Origin of the sequence: Rhizobium sp. WW_1, from assembly GCF_003610155.1 — a bacterium.
Taxonomy (GTDB): domain Bacteria; phylum Pseudomonadota; class Alphaproteobacteria; order Rhizobiales; family Rhizobiaceae; genus Rhizobium; species Rhizobium tropici_A.
Genome location: NZ_RAIN01000018.1, coordinates 38,370 through 60,872 on the forward strand (window position 1 = coordinate 38,370; position 22,503 = coordinate 60,872).

Sequence of the window (22,503 nt, forward strand, 5' to 3'; positions counted from 1 at the left end):
CGCGGGCGCGGTTTGGTTTTCGGATTTGCGGTCGTTGTATACCAAGAAATATAATGATAGCGGTTGGAATCTTTTCAGGAGAATTCCATGTTCCAGCGCCGCCATCTGCTTATTTTTGCTAAAATTTCCATCATTTTCAGCAGTTTGCTATTTTCCGCTCCCGCCTGGGCCGACCGTCTCGTGACCGATCAGATCGGCCGGCAGGTGCATATTCCGGATGCCGTCAATCGCGTCGTCATCCTGCAGCATCAGACGCTGAACATCGCCGTTCAGCTCGATGCGATGGACAAGGTGGTCGGCGTTCTCGACGAGTGGAAGAAGCAGCTCGGCGCCAATTATGTGCGGCTTGCGCCGCAACTGCCGAACCTGCCGATGCCGGGCGGCCTGACCAAGGTGAATATCGAGGAGCTTTTGAAGCTGAAGCCGGATGTGGTCTTCGTGACCAATTATGCGCCGGCCGACATGGTGAAGCAGATCGAGGATGCCGGCCTTTCCGTCGTGGCGATCTCGCTGCTCGACGTGCCGGCGGCGGAGGCGGTCAAGCTCAACCCATCCGTCAAGGATGAGCCGGCTGCGATCGATTCTGGTTTTGCCACCGGTGTACGCCTCATCGCCGATGTACTCGGCCGCAAGGACCAGGGCGAAGCGATGATTGCGGCGACCAAGAAGACCCGCAAGCTCGTTGCCGATCGTCTCGCCGACATTCCGGCAGACAAGCGCGTGCCTGTTTATATGGCCAATCCGGATCTGACGACCTATGGCCGCGGCAAATATACCGGCCTGATGATGGAGCGCGCCGGTGCGCGCAACGTTGCAAGTTCGATCAGCGGCTTCAAGCAGGTGACGATGGAGGACGTGCTGACATGGAACCCCGCCGTCATCTTCGTCCAGGAGCGCTACCCGGCCGTCGTGGACGAGATCAGGAAGACCCCCTCCTGGCAGACGATCGATGCGGTCAAGAACGGCCGCATCTACCTGATGCCGGAATATGCAAAGGCCTGGGGCTATCCGATGCCGGAGGCCATGGCGCTTGGCGAGCTCTGGATGGCGAAGGAGCTTTATCCCGAGCGGTTCAAGGATATCGATATGCAGAGGCAAGCGGACGCCTATTACAAGGAATTCTACCGCACCGATTACCGCGCCGCGCAATGAGCGCGGTGACTTCCAGCCGACACGGGCCTAGAGCGACGATCGCCACGCTGGCGATCCTGCTTGCGATGGTCGCTGTCGTCTCGCTCGGTGTCGGGCGGTACGATATTCCCTTCATGCGGGTCGTGGAGATCCTCTGGTCGCCGATCTCACCGCCGGCGGTGCCCGTGACGGCGACGGAGGCGAATGTCGTCTTTACGGTGCGTATGCCGCGCATCCTGCTGGCGCTGCTTGCCGGCGCTGGTCTGGCTCTCTCGGGTGCCACGCTGCAGGGCGTGTTTCGCAATCCTCTGGTGGGGCCGCAGGTGATGGGCGTCTCTTCCGGGGCGGCTTTCGGCGGAACGCTTGCCATCCTGTTGAGCTTTTCGCGCTATGGTCTGCTCGGTTCGGCTTTCGCGTTCGGTTTGTCCGCCCTTATCATCGTCTATGGGCTGAACGGCATTGTCGCGCGTCGCAATATCCTGGCGCTTGTTCTCGCAGGTGTCGTGGTCAGCGGCTTCTTCGGAGCGCTGGTAAGCCTTGTGCAATATCTCGCCGACACCGAAGACAAGCTGCCGGCCATGGTCTTCTGGCTGCTCGGCAGCTTTGCGACGGCCAATTGGGAGAAGTTCTGGCTGATTGCAGCACCCGTCGTCATCGGCAGCTTGCTGCTGCTCGGTCTGCGCTGGCGCATCAACCTCCTGTCGATCGGCGACGAGGATGCCCGCGCGCTCGGCGTCAATGTTGAGCCCTTGCGCTGGCTGATCCTTGTGCTGGTCTCCTGCATCGTCGCGGCGCAGGTTGCCGTCAGCGGCATCATCGGGTGGGTCGGTCTTGTCGTGCCGCATATGGCGCGCATGCTCGTTGGCCCGGATCATCGCGTGATGATGCCGGCATCCCTGCTGATCGGCGCACTCTACCTGCTTGTGATCGACACGATTGCCCGGACGGCGACCGGCTCCGAAATCCCGCTTGGCATCCTGACGGCGCTGATGGGCACACCGGTCTTCGCGCTAGTGCTGAGGCAAACCCAGCGAGGCGCACGTGGTTTCTGATCGGGTCAAGCTGCGTTTGGAAGGGGCGAGCCAATCCTATGACGGCGAACGCTGGCAATTTCGCGAGCTTGATCTTGAACTTCGCGCCGGCGAGATCACGACCATTCTCGGGCCGAACGGCCGCGGCAAGTCTACCTTGCTGCGCGTGCTCGCCGGGCTTTTGAAGCCGAGCGCCGGCAGTATCGCCCTGAACCCGCAGACTGGCTTCGTGCCGCAGGAGTTTTCCGGTTCCTTCCCCTATTCCGTGCTCGACGTGGTGTTGATGGGCCGTGCCCGTCACATCGGGCTTTTCCAGACACCCCGCAAGGTCGATGTCGAGAAAGCCATGGAGGCGCTCGAGCTTACCGGTATGGTCGGCTATGCGCAACGCAACATCGAAGCGCTCTCAGGAGGCGAGCGGCAACTGGTGCTAATCGCGCGGGCGCTGGCCGGCGAGAACGCCGTGCTACTGCTTGACGAGCCGGCCTCAGCGCTCGATCTCAAAAATCAGGATGTCGTGTTGTCGTTGCTGGCGACACTTGCCGATCGGCAGGGATTGGCGATTGCCTTTACCACGCATCAGCCGAACCATGCGGTTGCTGTCGCCGACAAGGTGCTGCTCATGCTCGAATGGGCAAGAACCGTCTTCGGCGCCACCGATGATGTGATGACCGAAGAGAATCTCGAAGCGCTCTATGGCCTTCCGGTTCGCTCGGCGACGCTTGGCAACGGTAAGCTTGTGGAGACCGCGTTCGTGCCGCTGTTCCGCCAAAGAGACCGAAAGGGAAATCGCCCGTGAGCAATGCAGTTCAAGTCTTGTCCGCCGGCAGCCTACGCCATGCGTTTCCGGCGATTATCGGCGCGTTTGGTTATGAATTCGGCATTGGCATTTCGCTGACGCTCGGGCCTGCCGGCCTGTTGCGGGAAACGATCGAGGCGGGCACCAGCTTCGATCTCTTTGCGTCCGCTAACATGGCGCATCCGCGGCGGCTTGTTTCGATGGGTCTTGCGCAAGACGCGGTCTGCTTTGCCCGCAATCGGCTCTGTGTGCTCTCGCGTGCCGAGCTTGGCCTGACGACGGAGAATTTTCTCGCGGTGCTGTCAGATCCCGCCGTGAGGATCGGCACGTCGACACCGGGCGATGATCCGGGCGGTGACTATGCTTTCGAGGCCTTCGACCTCATCGAAGCCCGGCATCCGGGGAGAGGGGAGGCGATCCGGTCCCGCTCTCGGCAATTGGTGGGCGGGCGCAATTCGCCGCCGACGCCGCCGGGCAAGGGCGCTGCCTACCTGGTCACCGATGGCGTGGTCGATCTCATGATGAGCTATTCTTCGAATGCACGCCTTCTGGCGGGTGATCCGGCTTTCAACATTGTCGATATCCCCGACGAATTTCAGCCGCTGATCGAATACGGCATGGTCATTCGCATGGATGCGGATGCCGAAACCAGAGAGCTGCGCGATTTTTTATTGTCGCCGACCGGGCAGAAAATCCTGAGCGAAGCCGGCTTTTCTGCCATCGGCTGACGACATCATCTCCTCGGAGGTGCGTTGGAGCGAGCATAGGCCTCGGCTTCCTCATGCAGCCATTCGCAGAAGAGTACGGATTTTCTGTTCCGGCGGGCGCGGCGCAGCGCCACATATTCGTGGCCGCTTTCCAGGAAGCCATAGGGTGCTATCAGCCGGCCGAAGCGGATGTCGTCGCTGACATAGGGCCACGGGGCGACGCAGACGCCAAGCCCGGCGCTCGCGGCTTCCAGCATGAAATAGAAATGCTCGTATTCGACGCGCGGGCCGATCGCCACGGATCGCTGAGAGCGGGCGAGCCAGTCACCCCAGGCTCGCAGCCTTGTACGCGTATGAAGCTGCGGCAGGCCGTCGAACTCGGGCGTCGACGTGGCAAAAAGCGACGGCGCGAGCACCGCGCCGGTCTGTTCCGGAAACAGGGGGATCACATCGGCGCCTGAGGGCCACGGCGCTGTGCCGACCCGGATCGCCACATCGAACCCGTCACGGCTGAAATCGACCGGCTTTGATGAGGCTGACAGGCGCACTTCTATGGCGGGATATTTCGCCTGAAACCGATAGAGGCGAGGAATGAGCCAGCGCATCGTAAACGTGCCGGGACAGGAGACGTCGAGCTGACCGTCTTCGGTGTCGGCAACGGCACGCACCGACAGATCCATCTGGTCGAATGCGGCCGTCAATCCCGACAAGAGGGTCGAACCGCCTTCGGTGAGCCTCAGCCGGTTCTTCGGTCCCTCGAAGAGGGGAACGCCAAGGACCTCTTCGAGATGCTGGATTTGCCGGCTGACGGCGCTGTGCGTCACATTGAGTTCGTCGGCGGCAAGCGTCATGCGGCCGAGCCTGCCTGCTGCCTCGAAGGCGCGCAATGCGTTCAGTGAGGGTATTCGCCTAGCCATGTGCATTTTCCGAACATTGACTGTTCGAACATATCGTTTTTCTTCCGAGGGAATAGCGTGTTTTTTGCCGCCGAGACGAATGGACAATGCGAGCAACGAACAAAGATGCGGCGATGCAATGGCATTTTCGCACTTGGCGAAGCTTTGTCCGTAAATACCAAGGAGACAGGACATGCAGAATAGACATCAGGACGGCAGTGCAGGCGACGCGAACTACGGGGTGATCGGATCGGGCTACACCAGCTATCGTCAGCCGGACCCGCACATTGCCGAGTTCATCCGCGCCGCGCTCGGCGATGCCAGGACCGTGTTGAACGTCGGCGCCGGCGCCGGCTCCTATGAACCGATCGATCGTCAGGTGACGGCTGTCGAGCCTTCCGACTCGATGCGTGCCCAGCGGCCCGCGCATCTTCCCGTCGCGATCGACGGCACCGCCGAACACCTGCCCTTCGCAGACCGGAACTTCGATGCCGCAATGGCGACTTTCACCGTACATCAATGGTCGGATTTGAAGCAGGGGCTTGGCGAGATGCGCCGCGTCACGCGTGGCCCGGTCCTTGTGCTCAGCTGCGATCCGGATCTGCTGGAGCGGTCATGGCTGCACGCCTATGCGCCTGAAATGATCGCCGTCGAGGCAAGACGTTATCCGGCTATGAATATGATCGCGGAAGCGCTTGGCGGCGATGTGGAGATCAAGGCGGTGCCGATCCCGCTGAACTGCGTCGACGGCTTCGGCGAAGCCTATTACGGCCGACCCGAACGAATGCTCGATCCCGGAGCGCGGCTTGCCAATTCCGCATGGAGTTTTGTCGATTCTTCCGTGGGAGAGCGATTTGTCGCGAAACTTGGTGGTGATCTGGCCGATGGTTCCTGGGATCGCCGCTATGGCGCCCTTCGCACGCAACCCTTCTTCGAGGGTTCGCTGCGTCTGATTATCGCCAGACCTTGAGGAGTATGCCGTGAGAGACGAGCTACGCATATTGAAATCGCTGGCCGGACCGTTTCCGCCATTCGAAGCGGATCTGACGCCGGATGAGCCGCGAGATCTGTTTTCCTCCTGGCTGCGCGATGCCATCGAGGCTGGGATCAAGGAACCGCATGCCATGGTGCTCTCCACGATCGACGAAGATGGCACGCCGGATGCCCGCGTTCTCATCCTGAAGAATCTCGACCAGCGCGGCTGGCATTTCGCAACGACGGGTCGGGGGCCGAAGGGCCGGCAGATTGCCGCCAATCCCTCCGTGGCACTGACCTTCTATTGGCCGCAACTCGGGCGGCAGGTGCGCCTGCGGGGCATGGCGTTTCAGGCCGAAGCCCATGAGCGCTATGCGGATTTTCGTGCGCGGACGTCGGGCGCCAAGGCGGTGGCGCTGACGGGGCGGCAGAGCGAGGTCCTTGGTTCGTCGCAGGAGCTGGAAGATGAGTTGGCCCTGCAGCATCGACGATTGCAGGAAGAGCCCGATCTCGTCGCCACCGGCTGGGCGCTTTTCATCGTCATGCCGCATGAGGTCGAATTCTGGCAGGGAGACACCGAGCGGCGCCACCATCGTCTGCGATACAGGCGGGAAAAGGCCGGGTGGCTGAAGGAGCGGCTCTGGCCGTGAAGGCCTGGTCGCGATGGCTGGGCTTGCCTGATGGCGAAAGACGCACTAGCGTAATATTCGGTGAAATATAACGCTAGTGCGGACATGTCGGTTCTCCTCAATCACAAACGGCCCTTTGCGCTTCCGATCGTCGAACAGCATCCGGCTGCCTCCACAATATCTGTCAGGGCTCAGCGCCTGAAAACCTGGGAACTGCCTTCGATGTTCCATTGCTCCATCGTCGGCACATGCCTGACGACGGTGGAGCTGCGGCAGGTGCTGACGAAAGTCGGCGATATCGATACGAAGACGGCGACGGATCACGTTCTGCACAGCCGCGGCGTTCGTGCCGCCGGCCAGCGCGATATCGCGGCCAAGCTGCTGAACAAGGCGCTCGACCGCCGTCATGAGCGCATTCTCAAGCATTTTTCAAAGCTTTCGACGCCGGCCGAGATCAAGGTCCAGTGGGACAAGGCCGTCGATGACGGCGATATATCGGGCGCCTATTGGGCCGTCATGAGCCATCCGGCCAGCGATCGTCCGCTGATGAACGATATTTTCGGCGAAGTGCACATGCTGTCGCATCTCGTCGGCAGCTCCAGCCGGCTCGATCTCGCGCGTCTGCGCAGACTGCAACTGGATGTCGAGGCGAGGGACGACAAGATCGCCCGGCAGGAGGCGCGCCTGCAAGCGGCTGCTCAAGACAATGTCATCTTGCAAAGGCGCATGGAAGAGCTGGAGGAAAACCTGCGGCGTGCGCAGGCCGCCGCCGGCGAAACGGCGCCGGCGATGGTGGATCAGCGGCAAGAGACGAGGCTGTCGGAAAAGCTGCAAGCAGCCGGGGAGCGCGCGGAGGGATACGAGAAACGCCTCGCACTCGCCGAGACGAAGCTTACAAAGGCCCTCTCGCTGGTCTCCGTCCTCACAGAGGAGAACCTGGCGCTGAAGCGCGAACTGGATCTGCTGGAGGTGACCATCGCTATGGCCGCTGAACCCGGCACCGCCGCGGGCGAGCATGGGCAAGAGACGCTGCTCTATGTCGGCGGCCGACCGAACCTTTTCGATCGCCTGCGGAAGCTCGCTGAAAGCCGGAACATCGAGTTGCTGTTTCACGATGGCGGCGTGGAAGATAATCTCTCCTTGTTGCCTGCCATGGTCGGGCGGGCGTCATCGGCGGTTTTCCCGGTCGACTGCATCAGCCATTCGGCCGCCGACATGGTGAAGCGGCTCTGCCGCGAGAGCGACAAGCCATATCTGCCGCTGCGATCTGCAAGCCTTGCGAGTTTCGCTGCCGTGATTGCCGAGCCTTTGGCGGCGGAGTGAGGGTCGATCACGTTTCGGTGTCTTCACCGGCATGTGTGTAACAAGCTGGCCCCCTCTTCCGTAATCCATGGTGACAGGACACGCTGCGGCGCTGCCGATTGCGGATAATTGCCCTGTAAGCTGGCGGCTTGTCCGTCGAAGGAGAAAGGTGCGATGCTGAACAGACGACGGATACTTCTGGCAACGGTTCTTGGCGCCATTGGCCTTAAATTGGGCTACGGCTCGGCCGCGGCCAAAACCGCCATGAATTTCCCGGTTTCCCACACCGATAAGGAATGGCAGAAGATCCTGACAGCGGATCAATATGCCATCTTGAGAGATGAGGGGACCGAACGCCCCTTTACCAGCCCGCTGCTGAACGAACACGGCAAGGGCAATTTCGCCTGCGCCGGCTGCGATCAGGACGCCTTTTCCTCGACCACGAAATTCGATAGTGGCACCGGCTGGCCGAGCTTCTGGGCGCCGCTCGACGGCGCCGTGGCGACATCACGCGATACGTCCTTCGGCATGGTGCGCGACGAAGTGCATTGCACTCGCTGCGGCGGCCATCTCGGGCATGTCTTCAACGATGGGCCGAAGCCGACCGGCCTTCGCTACTGCATGAACGGCGTCGCCATGACATTCCATAGGGCTGCGGCCTAAGCGATCAGAGACCGACCGATGCTTCTGTTTATTCTTGCCTATCTTGGCGGCGTTCTGACGATCGTCAGCCCCTGCATCCTGCCCGTCCTGCCATTCGTCTTCGCACGCGCGGGCCAGCCCTTCCTGCGCAGCACGTTGCCGATGCTGATCGGCATGGCGGCGACCTTTGCCGCCGTTGCAACGCTTGCCGCCTTCGGCGGCGGCTGGGCTGTTGCGGCCAACGAATATGGGCGCTACGCCGCGATGGCGCTGCTTGCGCTCTTCGGGATCATTCTCCTCTTTCCGTCCCTTTCCGATCGTCTGACACGTCCTCTCGTGTCACTTGGCGCGCGGTTGTCGCAGTCGGCCGACCGCGCAAGCCGGAGCGGCGGCTCGGCGATTGCCGCGTCGTTGCTGCTCGGTGTGGCGACCGGTCTGCTTTGGGCGCCTTGTGCCGGCCCCGTGCTTGGTCTCATCCTGACGGGGGCGGCGCTGCAGGGCGCAAGCGTCGGCACGACGCTGCTGCTGCTCGCCTATGCGCTGGGCGCGGCGACATCGCTTGCACTTGCTCTTCTGATCGGCGGCCGCGTCTACCTGGCGATGAAGCAATCGCTTGGGATCGGCGAGTGGCTGCGCCGCGGCGTCGGTGTTGCCGTGCTTGCCGCAGTCGTCGCGATTGCGATGGGGCTCGATACAGGTCTTTTGACGCAGGCGTCGCTCGCAAGCACAGCATCGCTTGAGCAGAACCTGGTCGACCGTTTCAAAGCTCAGGCCCCGAACAAGCCGTCATCGGTCGTTATGAAGAATGATGGCGGCGCGATGATGAGCGCGACAAACCAGGCGATGATGAGCGCAAAGCCGGAAGGAGCCGCCGGTGGCGATTCCATGGCGATGGTGATGACGCAAAAGCCTGCCGCCGCGCAATTGCCGGTCGAAGGGCCCATTCCCTCGCTCAATGGTGCGGTGCAATGGCTGAATTCGCCGCCGCTTACGGCGGCCGGCCTGAAAGGCAAGGTCGTCCTCGTCGACTTCTGGACCTATTCCTGCATCAATTGCCTGCGCGTCATCCCCTATGTCGAAGCTTGGGCGCAGAAATATAGGGATCAGGGCCTTGTCGTCATCGGTGTGCATGCACCCGAATTTGCCTTTGAAAAGAACGTCGACAATGTGAAAAAGGCAATCGCCGATCTCGGCATTACCTACCCGGTTGCGATTGACAACAACTATGCGATCTGGCGCGCCTTCGACAATGAATATTGGCCCGCCCATTATTTCATCGATGCGCAGGGGCAGGTGCGCCACCATCATTTCGGCGAAGGCGATTACGATCAGTCCGAAAGGGTGATCCAGCAACTGCTCGCCGAAGCGGGTAAGAGCAATGTCGCGAGCGACATCGTGGCCGTGAAGGCGACGGGCGCGGAGGCCGCCTCCAACGAGGCCGATGTACAATCGCCGGAAACCTATGTCGGTTATCTGCGCTCGCAGAATTTTGCGGATGATGCCGGCACCGTGAACGACGCCGCTCACGACTATGTCGCGGCAATGCCGAAACTCAACGAATGGGGTCTTGCCGGTAACTGGACCGTCGGCCCGCAGGAAGCGACTTCGAACGCTGCCGATAGTCGGCTCTATTATCGCTTCCATGCCCGCGACCTGCATCTGGTGCTTGGGCCATCGGCGGACGGAAAACCCGTTCGCTTCCAGATCACCGTCGATGGCAAGCCGCCCGGCGACAGCCACGGCGTCGATACCGACGCAGACGGTAGTGGGGTGGTGACGGGGCAAAGGCTCTATCAGCTCGTGCGTGCGAGCGGCCCGGTGTCGGATCACACATTCGAGATCAAGTTCCTCGATCCAGGCGCCGAGGCTTATGCCTTTACCTTCGGCTAAGGAAAAGGTCTAGCATTCTCGTTCGCCCAGGGTAGAGAGATCAGGGTCGTTATCGTGATCGATCGGAGGGAGGTCGGCCTTCTCAAATACCCAGGTCGAGCTGGGACTGCGGCTGACCATTATCGGCATCTTCGTTCGTCAGAGACGAGAGCGTGATACCAAGCAGCCGGATAGGCCGCACAAATGGATGGACGGTTGCTAGAAGCGCGGATGCTATTGCGAGAACATCGCTTGCGTCGGCGACCGGATGGGCACTTGTCCGGCTGCGTGTTGCCTGGGTAAAGTCGGAGTATTTGATCTTCACGGTCACCGTCTTGGCGCTGATGCCGCCGGTCTCGCAGTAGCGCCAGACTTTCTGCGCGAGTGGCCGCAGCTCCGCCGTCGCCAGTTCGAGGTCGTCTATGTCCTGCGTGAATGTATCTTCCGCGCCTATGGATTTGCGAACCCTGTCGGGTTTTACCTGGCGCTCGTCGATACCGCGGGCGATGCCGTAGAAGTAAGGCCCTGCCTTTCCGAAATGCTCCTGCAGGAAGGCGAGGGACTTAGATTTCAGATCAAGCCCGGTTTCGATCCCGTATTTGTGCATGCGCTCGGCGGTCGCGGGCCCGACGCCATGGAACTTCTTGACGGGAAGCGTTTCGACGAAGGCCGGCCCATTCTTCGGCGTGATGACCGCCTGGCCATTCGGCTTGTTCAGGTCGCTCGCCATCTTGGCGAGGAACTTGTTATAGGAAATGCCAGCCGAAGCATTGAGCCCGGTGACCTGCCTGATCTTGGTTCGGATCTCCAAAGCGATCTCGGTGGCGATCTCCATGCCCTTCAGATTCTGGGTGACATCGAGATAGGCTTCGTCCAGCGATAGTGGCTCGATCATCGAAGTATATTCGGCGAAGATCTCCCGGATCTGCTGCGATACAGCCCGGTAGACGTCGAAGCGCGGCGGCACGAAAATCAGGTCGGGGCATTTCCGCTTTGCCGTGACCGATGGCATCGCCGAGTGAACGCCGAAGGCGCGGGCTTCATAACTTGCCGCCGCGACCACGCCGCGTGCCGCAGACCCACCGACGGCAAGCGGCTTGCCCCGCAGTTCGGGATTGTCCCGCTGCTCGACCGAAGCATAGAACGCATCCATGTCCACATGGATGATCTTTCGTATGGGGCTGGGGCTCATGTCGTTCATGGCGGACTCGGTCATCAAACTGCAAGTTCAGCACGGCTCTTCATCTGTAGCTGCCGAAACAAATGCAGAACATATCATCCTTGATGACGATATCAAACCGGCTCTGTCGTCATGCCTGAGAAAGCCCAAGAAGGCATCCCGTGCCAGTCTTGCTGCAAACGCCACCTTGAGATGCGGTCGAGGCTTCCTATCTCTTGTCCGTCCCCCAATACGGAGCCTCATGATGGGCCAAATCGCAATCAATCCAGTTTCCGACCTGCTTATGGAGATTCTCCCGCCCGAGCGCGACGAGGAATCGCGAGCAGACGGTACCGCGTGTCTGTGCTGTCGAAAGGTGCGATCGGCCAGGAAGATGGATGAGGACGGTTGCGGCATATGCGACGAATGCCTGGCTCCATGAGGGACGACACGCCAAAGTTGCGGTCCGGCGGCTTGGCTGAATTCGAAAATGCGCTTGCAGAGCTGCCCGAGGGCTATGCGGAGGGGCGCTTTCTGGAGCAGGCCTGGGGTGTGACCGTCAAGCGGTCCGCCGATGAGAAACGGGTCTGGCTCTACGGCGAGGAACTCGGCGGCACCGACATCATCAGCTTCAATCTCTATGTGCTTTCCGGAACGAAGATTGCCCTCAAGCCCTGCGAGATGTCCTCGTCCAAGGTCGTGGATTTCGTGCTGGGTTTCAGGCTCGCTGCGATGCCGCGCACAAGATAAGCACGGGTCTTCGTGGCGGCAGAAGGCACCAGTTCGCCGTTATCGACATACGCGCGGCTTGCAGCAACTCGCTCGGTTTCAGCGGGTGGAGAGCGGTGGCGGAGGCGGCTGCGTGGTTGCGCCGGGGCCGAGTGAGCGCTGGACCATCACCGTGTCAGCCCAACGGCCGTAGCGATAGGCAACGGCCGGCAAAAGGCCGACACGAACGAAGCTGAAGCGTTCGTGCAGGGCAAGCGAAGCCGCATTGTCGGCGTCGATATAGCCGATCATCTGTCGGAAGCCGGCCGCTGCGCAGGCGTCGATCAGCCCGCGCATGAGCAGGCTGCCGACGCCCTGGCCGATATGGTCGTGATGCACATAGATCGAGTGTTTGACGGTGTAGCGATAGGCTGGGCGCTTGCGGAACAGCACGACATAGGCATAGCCCACGACCTTCTCGCCCTCGATCGCAACGACATGCGGAAAGCGCCGATCCTTTAGATTCTTGCGACGCTCGCGTAGATCGTCGGGTTGCGGCGTGTCGCTATCGTCAACCCCGGCTTCGACGCCGCGATGAATGTGGCGGCGATAGATTGCCAACATGGCGTCGACATCGCTCTCCCGGGATGGGCGAACGACGATTGTTTTATCCTGCTTCATGATCGAACCTGATTTTCAAGCCTGGAGCGGTTCAGCTCTTCACGGAATCTCTGAACCGCTCTACCTCTTTGTTATCTAGCAATTCCGGACGGAAAACCGCTGCGCAGTTTTTCTGGAATTGCTCTATTCCGCGACGACGTAGGTATAGAGCCTGATTCTGCCTGATGCATCGACTTCGCGATAGAGTCCTTGAATCTCCACCTCGAAACCGGGGAAGGTATTGAAGCAGGTTTCAAACATCTTGAGATAGTCGATCATCGGCTTTGCTCTTTCCGTCAGCCGCTCGCCGGGCACGATGGTCGCGATCCCTGGCGGGTAGACAACGAATGGCGTCGTTGCGATGCGGCCGGCAATCTCGTCGATCGGCAGATAATCCACATCGTTGCGTACCAGGCAGCGCGCGGCATCATGGGGCGACATTGCGATCGGCGGCAGATGATCGGCGGAAAACTGCTTGGCCTGGAGTGCGCTGACATCGGCCTGGCGAAAGAACTTGTGCATTTCCATGCAGAGGTCGCGAAGCCGCACGCCCGCATAGCGGCCCGGCCGGCGCCGATAGAATTCCGGAATTGCCTCCTCCAGCAGCGCGTTGTCGTCATGGAGTTTCTTGAAGGCGACCAGCCCGCTGATCAGCGTGCCGGCCTTGCTCGCCTCGACGCCCGGTGTCAGCAGGAAGAGCAGCGAATTGAGGTCGTTCTTCTCCGCGACGATGCGGTTTTCGCGCAGATATTGCGCGACCACGGGCGCGGGAATGCCGTGCTCGGTGTATTGCCCCGTCGCCCGGTCGAAGCCGGGGGTGAGCAGGGTGAGCTTGTTCGGGTCCGTCATGGCAAAGCCGGGCTCCATCCCCGAAAAGCCGTGCCATGTCGCGCCGGGCGTCAGATGCCAGAAGGCCGGATTGGTGGCGAGCTGGTCGGTGGCGACGCTCTCCCAAGGCACGTCATGCACGGCGCCGGGGCTCGACACGTCCGGGATCGCGACGCGATCCGGCACGAAAGGTTCGAAGAACCAGCGGCGTTCCGGGCGATGCTCCTTCTCCTCGAATTCGCGGCGAACGGCGCGGATCTTCTTGCGCAGCTCGATGCCGAGGCGGATCGTGTCGTCCCAGAGCACTTCGCCCGAGCGGCCCTTCATCATCTGCGCACCGACATCGAGCGAGGCAAAGAGCGGATAAAAGGGCGAGGTCGAGGCGTGCTGCATGAAGCTTTCGTTGAAGCGGCGGTGCTCGACGCGGCGTTTCTGACCGGTGATATGCCGGTCCTTCATGTGGATCTGCGAGGCCTGCGAGAAGCTTGCCAGCTGCTTATGGGTGGATTGCGTGGCGATGATGCCGGGCGCATCCGGGCCGAGATCGGCAAGCCCCATGGCGAAGCGTCCGGCATAGAGCGGGTGGAACTTCATGAAGCCCGCCCATGCCTCGTCGAAGAGGATGTAGTCGCAGAGATGGCCGATGCGCTTGAGGATCATCTCGGCATTGTGGATGGTGCCGTCATAGGTGCACTGCTCCACGACGGCGACGCGGAACGGGCGTGGCTTCTTGTAGGCTTCGGGGTCTTTCACCAGCGGATGGGTACGGATGTGCTCTCTCAGAGTGTCCTCGTCCATGGTCGCGAAATCCATCGGGCCGATCAGGCCATAGACGTTGCGTATGGTCGGCAGGTAGACCGGAATGCCGCCTGATATCATCAGGGCGCCGTGATGGGCGGCCTTGTGGTTGTTACGGTCGAACAGCACCAGGTCGCCATCGGTGACGAGAGCTGACAAAGCGACCTTGTTTGAGGTGGAGGTACCGTTCAGAACAAAATAGGTCTTTTCGGCGCCAAAAATCTTGGCCGCCTCCTTTTGTGCGGCGAGTGCCGGCCCCTCATGGGTCAGCAGATCGCCGAGATCGAGCACGGAATTGTCGAGGTCGTCGCGGAACACCGCTTCGCCGAGATGCTCCATGAAGACCCGCCCGATGGGGCTTCGGCTGTAGAAGATGCCGCCATTGTGGCCGGGGCACGTCCAAAGATGATTGCCTTCTTCCGCATAGTCGACCAGCGCGCCGAAGAACGGCGTCTTCAGCGTCTCGGCATATTGCTTCAACCGGCTGATAAGGCTTTTCGCGATGAAGGCCGGCGTTTCCTCGGACAGGAAGACATAGCCATCGATGAAATCGAGCACTTCGACCGGCACGTCCTCGAAGCGCTTGCGCCGGATCAAGAGGATGATCGGAAACTCGAGGCCGCGTCGGCGCATCAGGTTGATGAGGGAGGCCGTCTTGCCCTCAAGCCCCTTCTTGCCCCAGTCGACCAGCATGCAGCCGATGGCGGCATCCGTCTGGACGGCGATCTCGGCGTCTTCGAGATTGCGGGCCCGCACCACTTCAAAGCCGGAGCGTTCGATTTCCTTGATGATCTGATTGTAGCGGGCGCCTTCCAGATCCTCGCTGTCGAAGGTTGGCGTTGCGAACAGAAAGTTGAAACGTCTGAAATAATCCATGTCGATACCCGCTCCTGATTAGGCATGAGGTGTCGGCGCATTTGATGACAAGGATGTGACAGAATAGAGGAGCCTCGAAACAGGGCCGGTGACGGCCTGTCCTCGCTAATTTTCGAGCTTCCTCAATTGGTGCTGCTGACTGGTCATCGAAGGGATGGCAAGCGCACTGAATAAGGTGGCTGCGCGGCCCGAAGATCAAGGTTCCGGGCCGCATGTCTGCTGGCGATGGCGGTTGGGTCGCTTTCGGCAGCTACCGGCCGGCTGCCGACGGCTTCAGGGCAGCGAACATGGCGGCCGTCAGAAATGCCGTAACGGCGGCAGCGGCAAAAGCGGCCTTCAGGCCCAACTGGTCGAAGAGGAGGCCACCGATGAGGGCACCGCTTCCGATCGAAGTCTGGGCTGCTGAAACCAGTATCGCCTGTACGCCTTCCAATTGATCGGGCGCAGCATTGAACATCCAGTTCTGTATGACGATCGGCTGCATCCCGAAGCCGAGCCCCCAAACGAGGATCAGTGGAATTGCCGCAGCGGGGTAGGAACCGAGCAATATCAGCAATAGCACCGAAGTACCAAGAAGCGTCAGGGTACCGGCGGTCGCCCATCGCAGGCTCTTTCCAACCGCCCAGCCGCCGAGAATGTTGCCTGCGACGCCAACTAGTCCAAATCCGAACAGGACTGCGCTGACCGTCGGAGGGTCGACGCGTACGATCTTCAAGAGAAACGGCGCGATATAAGTGTAGCCGGCAAACTGACCGACGAACGATAGGAAAATCCCGACGAGGCCGAACCGAACCATGGGGTTCTTGAAGACCCGATAGAGGTCGCCGAGCCCACCGGAGCTCTTGACCGGGAGCGGCGGAACGAGCAGCGCGATGGCGACAAGCACGAGCACGGCGACAATGGCCGATAGACCGAATGTATACCGCCAGCCGACGAGCTCACCGATCAGCGCGCCCACCGGCACGCCAGCCACCGTTCCGAGCGAAACCCCCGACAGGATGATCGCCGTTGCAAGGCCTGCCTTTGGACCCGGCTTCAGCCGGGGACCGAGCGGACCGGCGATGGTCCAAAAGGCGCCGATCGTTGCGCCGAGAAGAACACGGCCGAGCAGGATCATCAGGAAGCTCGGTGCCATCGCAACGATGAGATTGGCGATCAGGAGTATTCCGAGGAGAAACAGCAGCACCTTGCGTCGATCAAGGCTGCCCGCGATCCAGATGCTGATCGGTGCGGCGGTGGCGGCAAACAGGCCCGACATGGTCACCGCCAGTCCGGCCTGGCCTTCGGTTACGGTCATATCGCTGGCGATCTGCGGAAGTAGGCCAACCGGCAGGAACTCGGTCGTGACCAGAGCGAAGGCGCCAACGCCGATCGCCACCAGTGCCGCCCAAGACGCTGTCGTTGCCGGCGGTTCAATCGGCTCTTCCGCTTCGATGCCTTGGTGGGCAAGCGCCATGGCCAGGGGCTCGGACAAGGTCTCGCGTGAATGCGCACTCATGCGGCGACCCTTGCAGATTGCCGGCCGTCGAGGCTGAATGCGCCGGCTCCGAAAGCGACGACCTGGAGCAGGCCGCCAGCCATGGCGACATTCTTCAGGAAATGGATCATCTGGTTCTGGTCGGCGAAATCATGATGAAAGAACAGGGCGGTCACGACCGTGAAGACGGCCATGGCGAGGGCGACGATCCGGGTCTGGAATCCGATCACCAGCAGGATGCCGCCGCCGATTTCGACGGCGATTGCCGCCAGATAGGCCAAGAGCGGCGCTGGCAGGCCGACTGAGCTGATGTAGCCCTGGGTCATCGCCGGTTCGGCGATCTTGCCAAGGCCACTGAAGATGAAGATCACCGCAATCAGCAGGCGACCGAAGGCAGGTAGATAAGAGGACTGCGTATTCATGATGTATCCCTAGTGTTCTTGAGGAGACTTAAGGCCCATGATCGGCCGAAGGGATCGGTTGATCTGCGACCCCCGCTGTCTGGTCGGAAAACTAAGCATTCACTTTGATAAAAAATACCCGTAAAATACTGGTCATAACGTTCAAGGAATTTGAAATGCAGGGCCCCGGCCAGCCGAGCCTCGATCAGTTGCAGGTCTTTCTGACCGTCGTCGAGACAGGCAGCTTCGCCGCCGCGGGCCGAAAGCTCGGACGGGCGACATCGGCGGTGAGCTACACGATCGCCACCCTCGAACAGCAGCTCGGGGTACAGCTGTTCGATCGCGACCGCACACGCAAACCGGTCTTGACCGCGATCGGGTCATCGGTTCTTTCCGAGGTTCGCACGGTGTCGATCGGCGTCGATAGCCTGCGCGCGAAAATCAGAGGCATGCTCGGTGGCCTGGAATCCGAGGTGTCGCTCGTCGTCGACGTCATGCTTCCGACAAGCCGGGTGGTTGATGCGGCACAGGCGTTCGAACGGGAATTTCCCACCGTCACTCTGCGACTGCATGTCGAGGCGCTCGGCGCGGTGACGCAACTCGTTCTATCGGGCGTTGCCACGGTGGGTGTCAGTGGTCTTGAGCATAAATCGCAATCCGGCCTCGAGCAGATCAATATCGGCGGTGTTGACTTGATCCCGGTCGCAGCCCCCGGACATCCACTGGCCAAAGGCGGCTCGATTCCGCCGGGCGCCGCCAGGGATCACGTTCAGCTCGTGCTGGCCGACAGGTTCAGATTGACGGAAGGCAAGGATCTTGGCGTCCTTGGAAATCGCACATGGCGATTGTCCGATCTGGGTTCCAAGCATGCCTTGCTGCTGGCCGGCATTGGTTGGGGCAGCATGCCGGCGCCCATGGTTCGTGCGGATATTGAAGCCGGGCGCCTCGTGCAAATTCACCTGCCCGAATGGGGCCTCGGTTTCTACCCGCTGCATGCGATCTACCGAACGGAGACGCCGCCCGGTCCGGCAGCGGCGTGGCTAATCGACCGATTCTCCGCACAGATAGTGTGAGGCTTACGCCCGCGGTAAACGCCTTCGTTGCACAAGCTCGCTCAGGGGCTCTGATGGGGTGGGCGCCCCTCGACGGTATCTGTGTGCCAGATGCGGCATCCGGGCAGAACCAGTATTTTCCTATCTCATCGGTGGTTACGTTGTCGACGCTGCTAGATGTCGACGAAACTACTCCCTTTGATCGATGGCTTGGGCACTCTTTGCTAAATTGAGTAAAGGGATGGTCCGTCCTACAACTATCATATGAAGCTACAACAGCTCAGTTTGGCGCAGAATGTTGTTATGATCGCTGGGCTTCTGGCATCCATCGCGCTCGCCCTGAACTCGCCGCATATCCGTTCAGGCATGCACCTTCATCAACCCTTCCAGATCGTCTCCACCATATCGTCGATCTCTGTACATCATTGTGCCATGTCTGATCTAGGCACGGGGCACGCGCAAATCCGCCAGCGGTTGTGCTTCTGCACGCACTGCAGCGGCGCTTATTCCGTCTCTCACGTCATCTGCCCGCCACTTTTCTCCCAAATGATCGAGACGACGCGCGCACATTTCACACGATACTGGCCAACGTTGTTTCCCGCTGGTCTGCGGAGTTTTCATCATCCGCCATAGGGGCCGTTTCACGTCGATCCGCGTCTTTGCGCTCGGTAGGACAAATCATTCTCCGCATCAGATGCCGGGCTCGAACTGAGCGGTTATCGGGATGAGTACAGCTGCGGAGACAGGCCAACCCTGTCGATTAGTCGGCAGGCTACAGCGGAGCCACACATTCACGTCTCAGTGCCGCTGCCCTGCTCATTGATTTGTCCCGCCTCAAATCGAGTCCCTGTTTGCCTGCCCGGCCATCTCAGGAGCCGGCGGCGCATTTGAAGGAGTTTTCGATGTCGATCACCATGACTGGTTTCACTCTTTTCCATCAAGCCCCCTTTCGTCTTTGTCGAGCGATCTGGGAGACCATACCGAGTTCGGTTAGGCGGACACCGACCATGGTCCGCGTGGGACGATACATCTATCGAAACTTCGTGAGAGACACCGTGAGGTTTCAGTCTCACTACACGCATTTCCTGCGCAACCCGCCGCTGCTTTCTGCGGTTGCATCGCTGACGTCCGGCTATCCTGCCAATGGCAATCTCAACATTATCTCGATCGGCTGCAGCACGGGGGCCGAACTCTATTCTTTTCTCCATGCGATCAAGAAGGTGCGAAGCGACCTAAATGTGAAGGCACAGGGTGCAGATATATCGGAAGTCGTGGTGGAGGTGGCAAAACGGGGCATCTACTTTCCGGACACCCCCGCAGCCGAGGGCGGCTTGTACGTCGCAGGCAGGGCGGAAGTTGCAAGTAAAGACGTTCCATCACTTGTCGAAATTCTAGAGCCTCTTGCGGATGGGTCGTTGCGTGTGAAAGACCGGCTCAGGCAAGATGTTGTATGGCTGACGGTCGACGCGACCGATGAAAGACTTTCAAACCTCGTCGGTCGGCAGGATATCGTCCTGGCAAACAACTTCATGGGGCCGATGCCAGACGAGCTGGCCGAACGGTGCCTCGTCAACATGATGGGGCTGGTCGTTCCGGGCGGGTATCTGGTGGTCGATGGAATCGACCTCGACATTAAGACTCAAGTGTTGAAGGCATCCAGGTTTCGACCCGTGCTGACGAGCCAGGAGGAAATATGGTCTTCGGAGAGTTCAAGGGGCGGATGGCCCTGGCTTCGTTGGGCCAGAGAGCCGTTCGACCGTAGCGAAGCTGACTGGGCATATCGATACTCGGTCATCTTTCAAAGTGGAGATCATTGACCCCTGAGCTTGAGGGCGATCACCATGTGCTGCTCGTCTAGTACATGGTGATCGTTGCCCTACCAAATCGGAACGTTGGCGATGGTTTTATCGATCAAGGACACAGATCCTCACACCGGCCAATCACAATCGCGAGGGGCGGCAAGGGGCCAGTTTCTGCCGATGATCGTATCCGGCGGAATTTGGATCGTTGCCGCCAAGATCGTCTCGCAATTTTCTCAAGTCGCGACCTTTTTCGTTGCGGCGCGCATGTTGAGCCCGGAAGAATTTGGGCTCTTTGCCTTCACATCCGCCATAGCGATGCTGCTGGTGGTTGTGGCGGAAGGCGGATGGGCGGAATTCATCATGAAAGCGCGAGATGCTGATCATTGCTTTGATCAAGTCGCTACCATCTCGCTCATCAGCGGAGGCTTACTCACTGCCGTCGGCCTGGTGGCTGCGATCGTCTTCCACATGTTTACTGGCGATGAAGCACAGAGCGCGATTCTGGCCTTATTCAGCGGCTGGATGTTGCCGGCGGCGCTGACTGCAGCGTTTGATGGAAGGCTCGTTGCCTCGGGGCGGCTGCGCCAACGTGCAATCGTCAGGATTGGGGGCGAGTTGTCTGGCCTGATAACAGCAATCGTGATGCTTGGCCAGCATGGGAATGCGTCATCTTTGGCCGTGGCGAAAGTCGTTTGCCAGCTTGTTCTCTTGCTTGGATCGGCGCATGCCGCGGCGCGATTGCCGCGCCTGCATCTCACAAAGCCAGTTGTCATCGAAGTCCTGGCATTTTCTCGCCAGATCGTCGGCAATCGCCTGGTCGTCTTTATTGGCTCCTATTCTGGGACCCTGGTCGTCGGAAGCTTTCTCGGAATAGCGGACGCTGGATTCTACAGGGCTGCAGAGCGTGTCGTTGCCGTCGTGTCCGAGCTGCTGGGTGAGCCGGCTCGGTCGCTGAGTTGGGTTGTTTTCCGCCGCGCGCACCTGGAGCCTGCCGGATCGACCCGCCGGGCCGGCTTTGCTTGTGATCGGTTCGTTCTGGTGTTAATTGCCATTGCCGCGCCCATGTATCTTGGACTAGGGCAGGTATCCGAGCCGGTCGTGCGGCTCGTGCTTGGTGATGCCTGGATGCCCGCAGCCTCACTAATTCCTTTTCTGTGTCTGCGACAACTGCTGCTCTCCCCGGGCTACATCAACGAGGCGTCGCTTTCGGTTGTCGGACGGATCGGATACCGGTTTCCAGTCACGCTCTTGAATGTTGCGATCTCGCTCGTAGTCGTCATCGTGGTCGCACAATTCGGATTGCGGGCGCTGGCAAGTGCGCAATGCTTCACGGCTGCTTTTGCGCTTTTGACCTGCATCGTACTACAGTCGAAACTCGCCAACGTGGATTGGTTGGAAATTACCAAGGGGGCAGCGTTATTGATCGTGCCTTCGAGCCTTATCATGGTCGTCGCGGTGTTTTTGGTTCGAGAGAGCTTTTCAGAGGCTTTGTCCTGGCACGAAATTTTTGTCCTTCAGATCGTCACAGGTGTGCTGACCTATGCTTGCGTATTGGCGATGCTGGTGGCGTTGAGCAGGCGTCTGCGTTGGTTGGCGTCGCTTGGCGCTTAGTCGAGCTCTCCCTCAATTTTGTGGTTCGACGGCTACATTTTCGCCCTCGTCAGTTATGGGCCGGCGCGATCATGCATTGCTCGCTCAAATGTCTTCAGGCGGTTGATCTGCTCTTCGGTTTGCGCGGCACTCTAGGTGAGTTCGATTGCTTCTTGTTGGGAGCCACTCACCCGGCCAAGAAGCTCATAACTGGGATTATCTGCGAAACGAACTCTTTAGGGGTACTGATCTAAATATGCGCCCCTTTGATGCGTGTTTAGATGCGGTGTCCAACTGCTCACCCTCCTCGTGCCGACCGGCCGCGCTCAAGCCGAAGCTATTGCTTCTTGCAACGCAAGGCTGGTACGGTGAGAAGATGCAAGGTCGCGCCATTCCGAGCTGTCGATGGCCATCTCCTTGTCTTTTCCGGAGTAGAGAATGGCGCGATTTGTAATTGGTCCGGATGTGGCGCTGCGTCTTGCAACGACGAGCGCGAAGATATCTCCAGCGGATAAGATGATGGCTCCTACGCTCATGCGATCGCAACTGCTGTCCATGCTATACGGAGAGGTTGCTCGTGGGGTGCTTGACCGCAAGGCAGCCGATACAGCGCTCGCCTACCTTCAGACCTTGAAGCTTAGATTTCTAGGGGACAGAACGCTCCAACGTCACGCATGGACGGTGGCCGAGCAACTAGCTTGGCCTGACACTTATCATGCAGAATACATCGCCTTGACGAAACTCCAGGCTGATGCCTTCGTGACCCTCGACAAGGAGCTGGAGGAATTGGTGAAAAATATCGTTCCTGTGGTGCCAATCGAGCAGCTACTCGACGTAACAGCGCAGCGATGACGGGCTGGGACAATAAGTCTTCACAAGACTGTGCTATTGCGGCAATCGCCATCCTAGAAGTGAGATCGATCCAAGCGACCGTTGCCAAGGCGCGAGGCCCGCAGCTCATTTGAGCGATGCGCGTGCTTCGGGTGCCTCCATCGTCGGCGGCACCATATCCCAGTTGCATGCAAATCAAATGAACACGGCCCAGCCGCGTTCGCATAGCTGCAATGCACAAAAAATGGATGCATCGATGATGCAAAATCGGGCATAAGGAGCGTAGCTGATGCATATGACGGCTTCCTCCCAGTTCCGTCGCAGCAGCTGTTCCCCTCTG

20 protein-coding genes are annotated in these 22,503 nt (G+C 60.0%); 14 read left to right on the forward strand and 6 right to left on the reverse strand.

Annotated features, from left to right (window positions below; all coding sequences use genetic code 11):
• Positions 1-87 precede the first annotated feature (87 nt).
• The 4 genes from BJ928_RS31900 to BJ928_RS31915 are packed head-to-tail and all read left to right on the forward strand — an operon-like array spanning position 88 to position 3,689.
• Positions 88-1,152, forward strand: a complete 1,065-nt coding sequence (locus BJ928_RS31900; RefSeq protein WP_047635879.1) for an ABC transporter substrate-binding protein — start codon at positions 88-90, stop codon at positions 1,150-1,152.
• A complete protein-coding gene (locus tag BJ928_RS31905) occupies positions 1,149-2,183 on the forward strand; it encodes an iron ABC transporter permease (RefSeq protein WP_047635878.1) in 1,035 nt (344 codons plus the stop codon). Before BJ928_RS31900 ends, BJ928_RS31905 begins: the two co-directional genes overlap by 4 nt.
• Positions 2,173-2,961 (forward strand): ABC transporter ATP-binding protein, encoded by a 789-nt coding sequence (locus tag BJ928_RS31910; RefSeq protein ID WP_052227943.1) that lies wholly within the window; start codon positions 2,173-2,175, stop codon positions 2,959-2,961. The genes BJ928_RS31905 and BJ928_RS31910 overlap by 11 nt, the downstream gene beginning before the upstream one ends.
• The gene (locus tag BJ928_RS31915) at positions 2,958-3,689 is read left to right on the forward strand and encodes a molybdate ABC transporter substrate-binding protein (protein WP_047635877.1); all 732 of its coding nucleotides are present in this window, start codon (positions 2,958-2,960) and stop codon (positions 3,687-3,689) included. The genes BJ928_RS31910 and BJ928_RS31915 overlap by 4 nt, the downstream gene beginning before the upstream one ends.
• Before the next feature lie 5 nt (positions 3,690-3,694).
• Here BJ928_RS31915 and BJ928_RS31920 read toward each other — a convergent pair whose 3' ends face one another.
• Positions 3,695-4,585: a LysR family transcriptional regulator gene (locus BJ928_RS31920; protein ID WP_047635876.1), complete on the reverse strand. Its 891-nt coding sequence runs from the start codon at positions 4,583-4,585 to the stop codon at positions 3,695-3,697.
• 172 nt (positions 4,586-4,757) lie between these two features.
• On the opposite strand from BJ928_RS31920, the gene BJ928_RS31925 reads away from it, so the two are divergent.
• From BJ928_RS31925 to BJ928_RS31945, 5 genes are all read left to right on the forward strand, one after another.
• Complete coding sequence (locus BJ928_RS31925; protein ID WP_047635875.1) at positions 4,758-5,534, forward strand: class I SAM-dependent methyltransferase; 777 nt, start codon at positions 4,758-4,760, stop codon at positions 5,532-5,534.
• 10 nt (positions 5,535-5,544) lie between these two features.
• Positions 5,545-6,189, forward strand: a complete 645-nt coding sequence (locus BJ928_RS31930) for a pyridoxal 5'-phosphate synthase (RefSeq protein ID WP_047635874.1) — start codon at positions 5,545-5,547, stop codon at positions 6,187-6,189.
• 84 nt (positions 6,190-6,273) lie between these two features.
• Positions 6,274-7,491: a DUF2325 domain-containing protein gene (locus BJ928_RS31935; RefSeq protein ID WP_052227942.1), complete on the forward strand. Its 1,218-nt coding sequence runs from the start codon at positions 6,274-6,276 to the stop codon at positions 7,489-7,491.
• Positions 7,492-7,644: 153 nt separating this feature from the next.
• Entirely contained in the window at positions 7,645-8,133 is a 489-nt protein-coding gene (gene msrB, locus BJ928_RS31940) for a peptide-methionine (R)-S-oxide reductase MsrB (protein ID WP_047635873.1), read from the forward strand.
• Positions 8,134-8,151: 18 nt separating this feature from the next.
• Positions 8,152-10,002 carry a cytochrome c biogenesis protein DipZ gene (locus tag BJ928_RS31945; protein ID WP_047635872.1) on the forward strand — a complete coding sequence of 617 codons (1,851 nt, stop codon included), beginning with the start codon at positions 8,152-8,154 and terminating at the stop codon, positions 10,000-10,002.
• Positions 10,003-10,084: 82 nt separating this feature from the next.
• Here BJ928_RS31945 and dinB read toward each other — a convergent pair whose 3' ends face one another.
• The gene (gene dinB / locus BJ928_RS31950) at positions 10,085-11,182 is read right to left on the reverse strand and encodes a DNA polymerase IV (protein ID WP_047635908.1); all 1,098 of its coding nucleotides are present in this window, start codon (positions 11,180-11,182) and stop codon (positions 10,085-10,087) included.
• A 384-nt stretch (positions 11,183-11,566) separates the two neighbouring features.
• Between dinB and BJ928_RS31960 the strand changes: the two genes are divergently transcribed.
• Entirely contained in the window at positions 11,567-11,890 is a 324-nt protein-coding gene (locus BJ928_RS31960; protein ID WP_047635871.1) for a hypothetical protein, read from the forward strand.
• Positions 11,891-11,968: 78 nt separating this feature from the next.
• On the opposite strand, the gene BJ928_RS31965 is transcribed toward BJ928_RS31960, so the two are convergent.
• The 4 genes from BJ928_RS31965 to BJ928_RS31980 form a co-directional block, all read right to left on the reverse strand.
• Positions 11,969-12,529: a GNAT family N-acetyltransferase gene (locus BJ928_RS31965; RefSeq protein WP_047635870.1), complete on the reverse strand. Its 561-nt coding sequence runs from the start codon at positions 12,527-12,529 to the stop codon at positions 11,969-11,971.
• A gap of 123 nt (positions 12,530-12,652) precedes the next feature.
• The gene (locus BJ928_RS31970) at positions 12,653-15,010 is read right to left on the reverse strand and encodes an Orn/Lys/Arg decarboxylase N-terminal domain-containing protein (protein ID WP_047635869.1); all 2,358 of its coding nucleotides are present in this window, start codon (positions 15,008-15,010) and stop codon (positions 12,653-12,655) included.
• A 250-nt stretch (positions 15,011-15,260) separates the two neighbouring features.
• The gene (locus BJ928_RS31975; RefSeq protein ID WP_052227941.1) at positions 15,261-16,508 is read right to left on the reverse strand and encodes an MFS transporter; all 1,248 of its coding nucleotides are present in this window, start codon (positions 16,506-16,508) and stop codon (positions 15,261-15,263) included.
• Positions 16,505-16,909: a DoxX family protein gene (locus BJ928_RS31980; RefSeq protein ID WP_047635868.1), complete on the reverse strand. Its 405-nt coding sequence runs from the start codon at positions 16,907-16,909 to the stop codon at positions 16,505-16,507. The genes BJ928_RS31975 and BJ928_RS31980 overlap by 4 nt, the downstream gene beginning before the upstream one ends.
• Positions 16,910-17,064: 155 nt before the next feature.
• On the opposite strand from BJ928_RS31980, the gene BJ928_RS31985 reads away from it, so the two are divergent.
• From BJ928_RS31985 to BJ928_RS32000, 4 genes are all read left to right on the forward strand, one after another.
• Positions 17,065-17,961 (forward strand): LysR family transcriptional regulator, encoded by an 897-nt coding sequence (locus tag BJ928_RS31985; protein ID WP_047635867.1) that lies wholly within the window; start codon positions 17,065-17,067, stop codon positions 17,959-17,961.
• A gap of 881 nt (positions 17,962-18,842) precedes the next feature.
• Positions 18,843-19,757: a CheR family methyltransferase gene (locus BJ928_RS31990; RefSeq protein ID WP_063769477.1), complete on the forward strand. Its 915-nt coding sequence runs from the start codon at positions 18,843-18,845 to the stop codon at positions 19,755-19,757.
• An 81-nt stretch (positions 19,758-19,838) separates the two neighbouring features.
• Entirely contained in the window at positions 19,839-21,353 is a 1,515-nt protein-coding gene (locus BJ928_RS31995; RefSeq protein ID WP_047635866.1) for an oligosaccharide flippase family protein, read from the forward strand.
• A 417-nt stretch (positions 21,354-21,770) separates the two neighbouring features.
• Entirely contained in the window at positions 21,771-22,184 is a 414-nt protein-coding gene (locus BJ928_RS32000) for a hypothetical protein (RefSeq protein ID WP_047635865.1), read from the forward strand.
• Positions 22,185-22,503 lie beyond the last annotated feature (319 nt).

Bases quoted from the DNA above. Each gene is read 5' to 3' on its own strand.
- BJ928_RS31900 (WP_047635879.1), top strand. From the start codon at position 88: ATGTTCCAGCGCCGCCATCTGCTTATTTTTGCTAAAATTTCCATCATT.
- BJ928_RS31975 (WP_052227941.1), bottom strand. From the start codon at position 16,508: ATGAGTGCGCATTCACGCGAGACCTTGTCCGAGCCCCTGGCCATGGCG.
- BJ928_RS31970 (WP_047635869.1), bottom strand. From the start codon at position 15,010: ATGGATTATTTCAGACGTTTCAACTTTCTGTTCGCAACGCCAACCTTC.
- BJ928_RS31980 (WP_047635868.1), bottom strand. From the start codon at position 16,909: ATGAATACGCAGTCCTCTTATCTACCTGCCTTCGGTCGCCTGCTGATT.
- BJ928_RS31935 (WP_052227942.1), top strand. From the start codon at position 6,274: ATGTCGGTTCTCCTCAATCACAAACGGCCCTTTGCGCTTCCGATCGTC.
- msrB (WP_047635873.1), top strand. From the start codon at position 7,645: ATGCTGAACAGACGACGGATACTTCTGGCAACGGTTCTTGGCGCCATT.
- BJ928_RS31965 (WP_047635870.1), bottom strand. From the start codon at position 12,529: ATGAAGCAGGATAAAACAATCGTCGTTCGCCCATCCCGGGAGAGCGAT.
- dinB (WP_047635908.1), bottom strand. From the start codon at position 11,182: ATGAACGACATGAGCCCCAGCCCCATACGAAAGATCATCCATGTGGAC.
- BJ928_RS31995 (WP_047635866.1), top strand. From the start codon at position 19,839: ATGGTTTTATCGATCAAGGACACAGATCCTCACACCGGCCAATCACAA.
- BJ928_RS31945 (WP_047635872.1), top strand. From the start codon at position 8,152: ATGCTTCTGTTTATTCTTGCCTATCTTGGCGGCGTTCTGACGATCGTC.
- BJ928_RS31960 (WP_047635871.1), top strand. From the start codon at position 11,567: ATGCCTGGCTCCATGAGGGACGACACGCCAAAGTTGCGGTCCGGCGGC.
- BJ928_RS31905 (WP_047635878.1), top strand. From the start codon at position 1,149: ATGAGCGCGGTGACTTCCAGCCGACACGGGCCTAGAGCGACGATCGCC.
- BJ928_RS31920 (WP_047635876.1), bottom strand. From the start codon at position 4,585: ATGGCTAGGCGAATACCCTCACTGAACGCATTGCGCGCCTTCGAGGCA.
- BJ928_RS31925 (WP_047635875.1), top strand. From the start codon at position 4,758: ATGCAGAATAGACATCAGGACGGCAGTGCAGGCGACGCGAACTACGGG.
- BJ928_RS31985 (WP_047635867.1), top strand. From the start codon at position 17,065: ATGCAGGGCCCCGGCCAGCCGAGCCTCGATCAGTTGCAGGTCTTTCTG.
- BJ928_RS32000 (WP_047635865.1), top strand. From the start codon at position 21,771: ATGGCGCGATTTGTAATTGGTCCGGATGTGGCGCTGCGTCTTGCAACG.
- BJ928_RS31990 (WP_063769477.1), top strand. From the start codon at position 18,843: ATGTCGATCACCATGACTGGTTTCACTCTTTTCCATCAAGCCCCCTTT.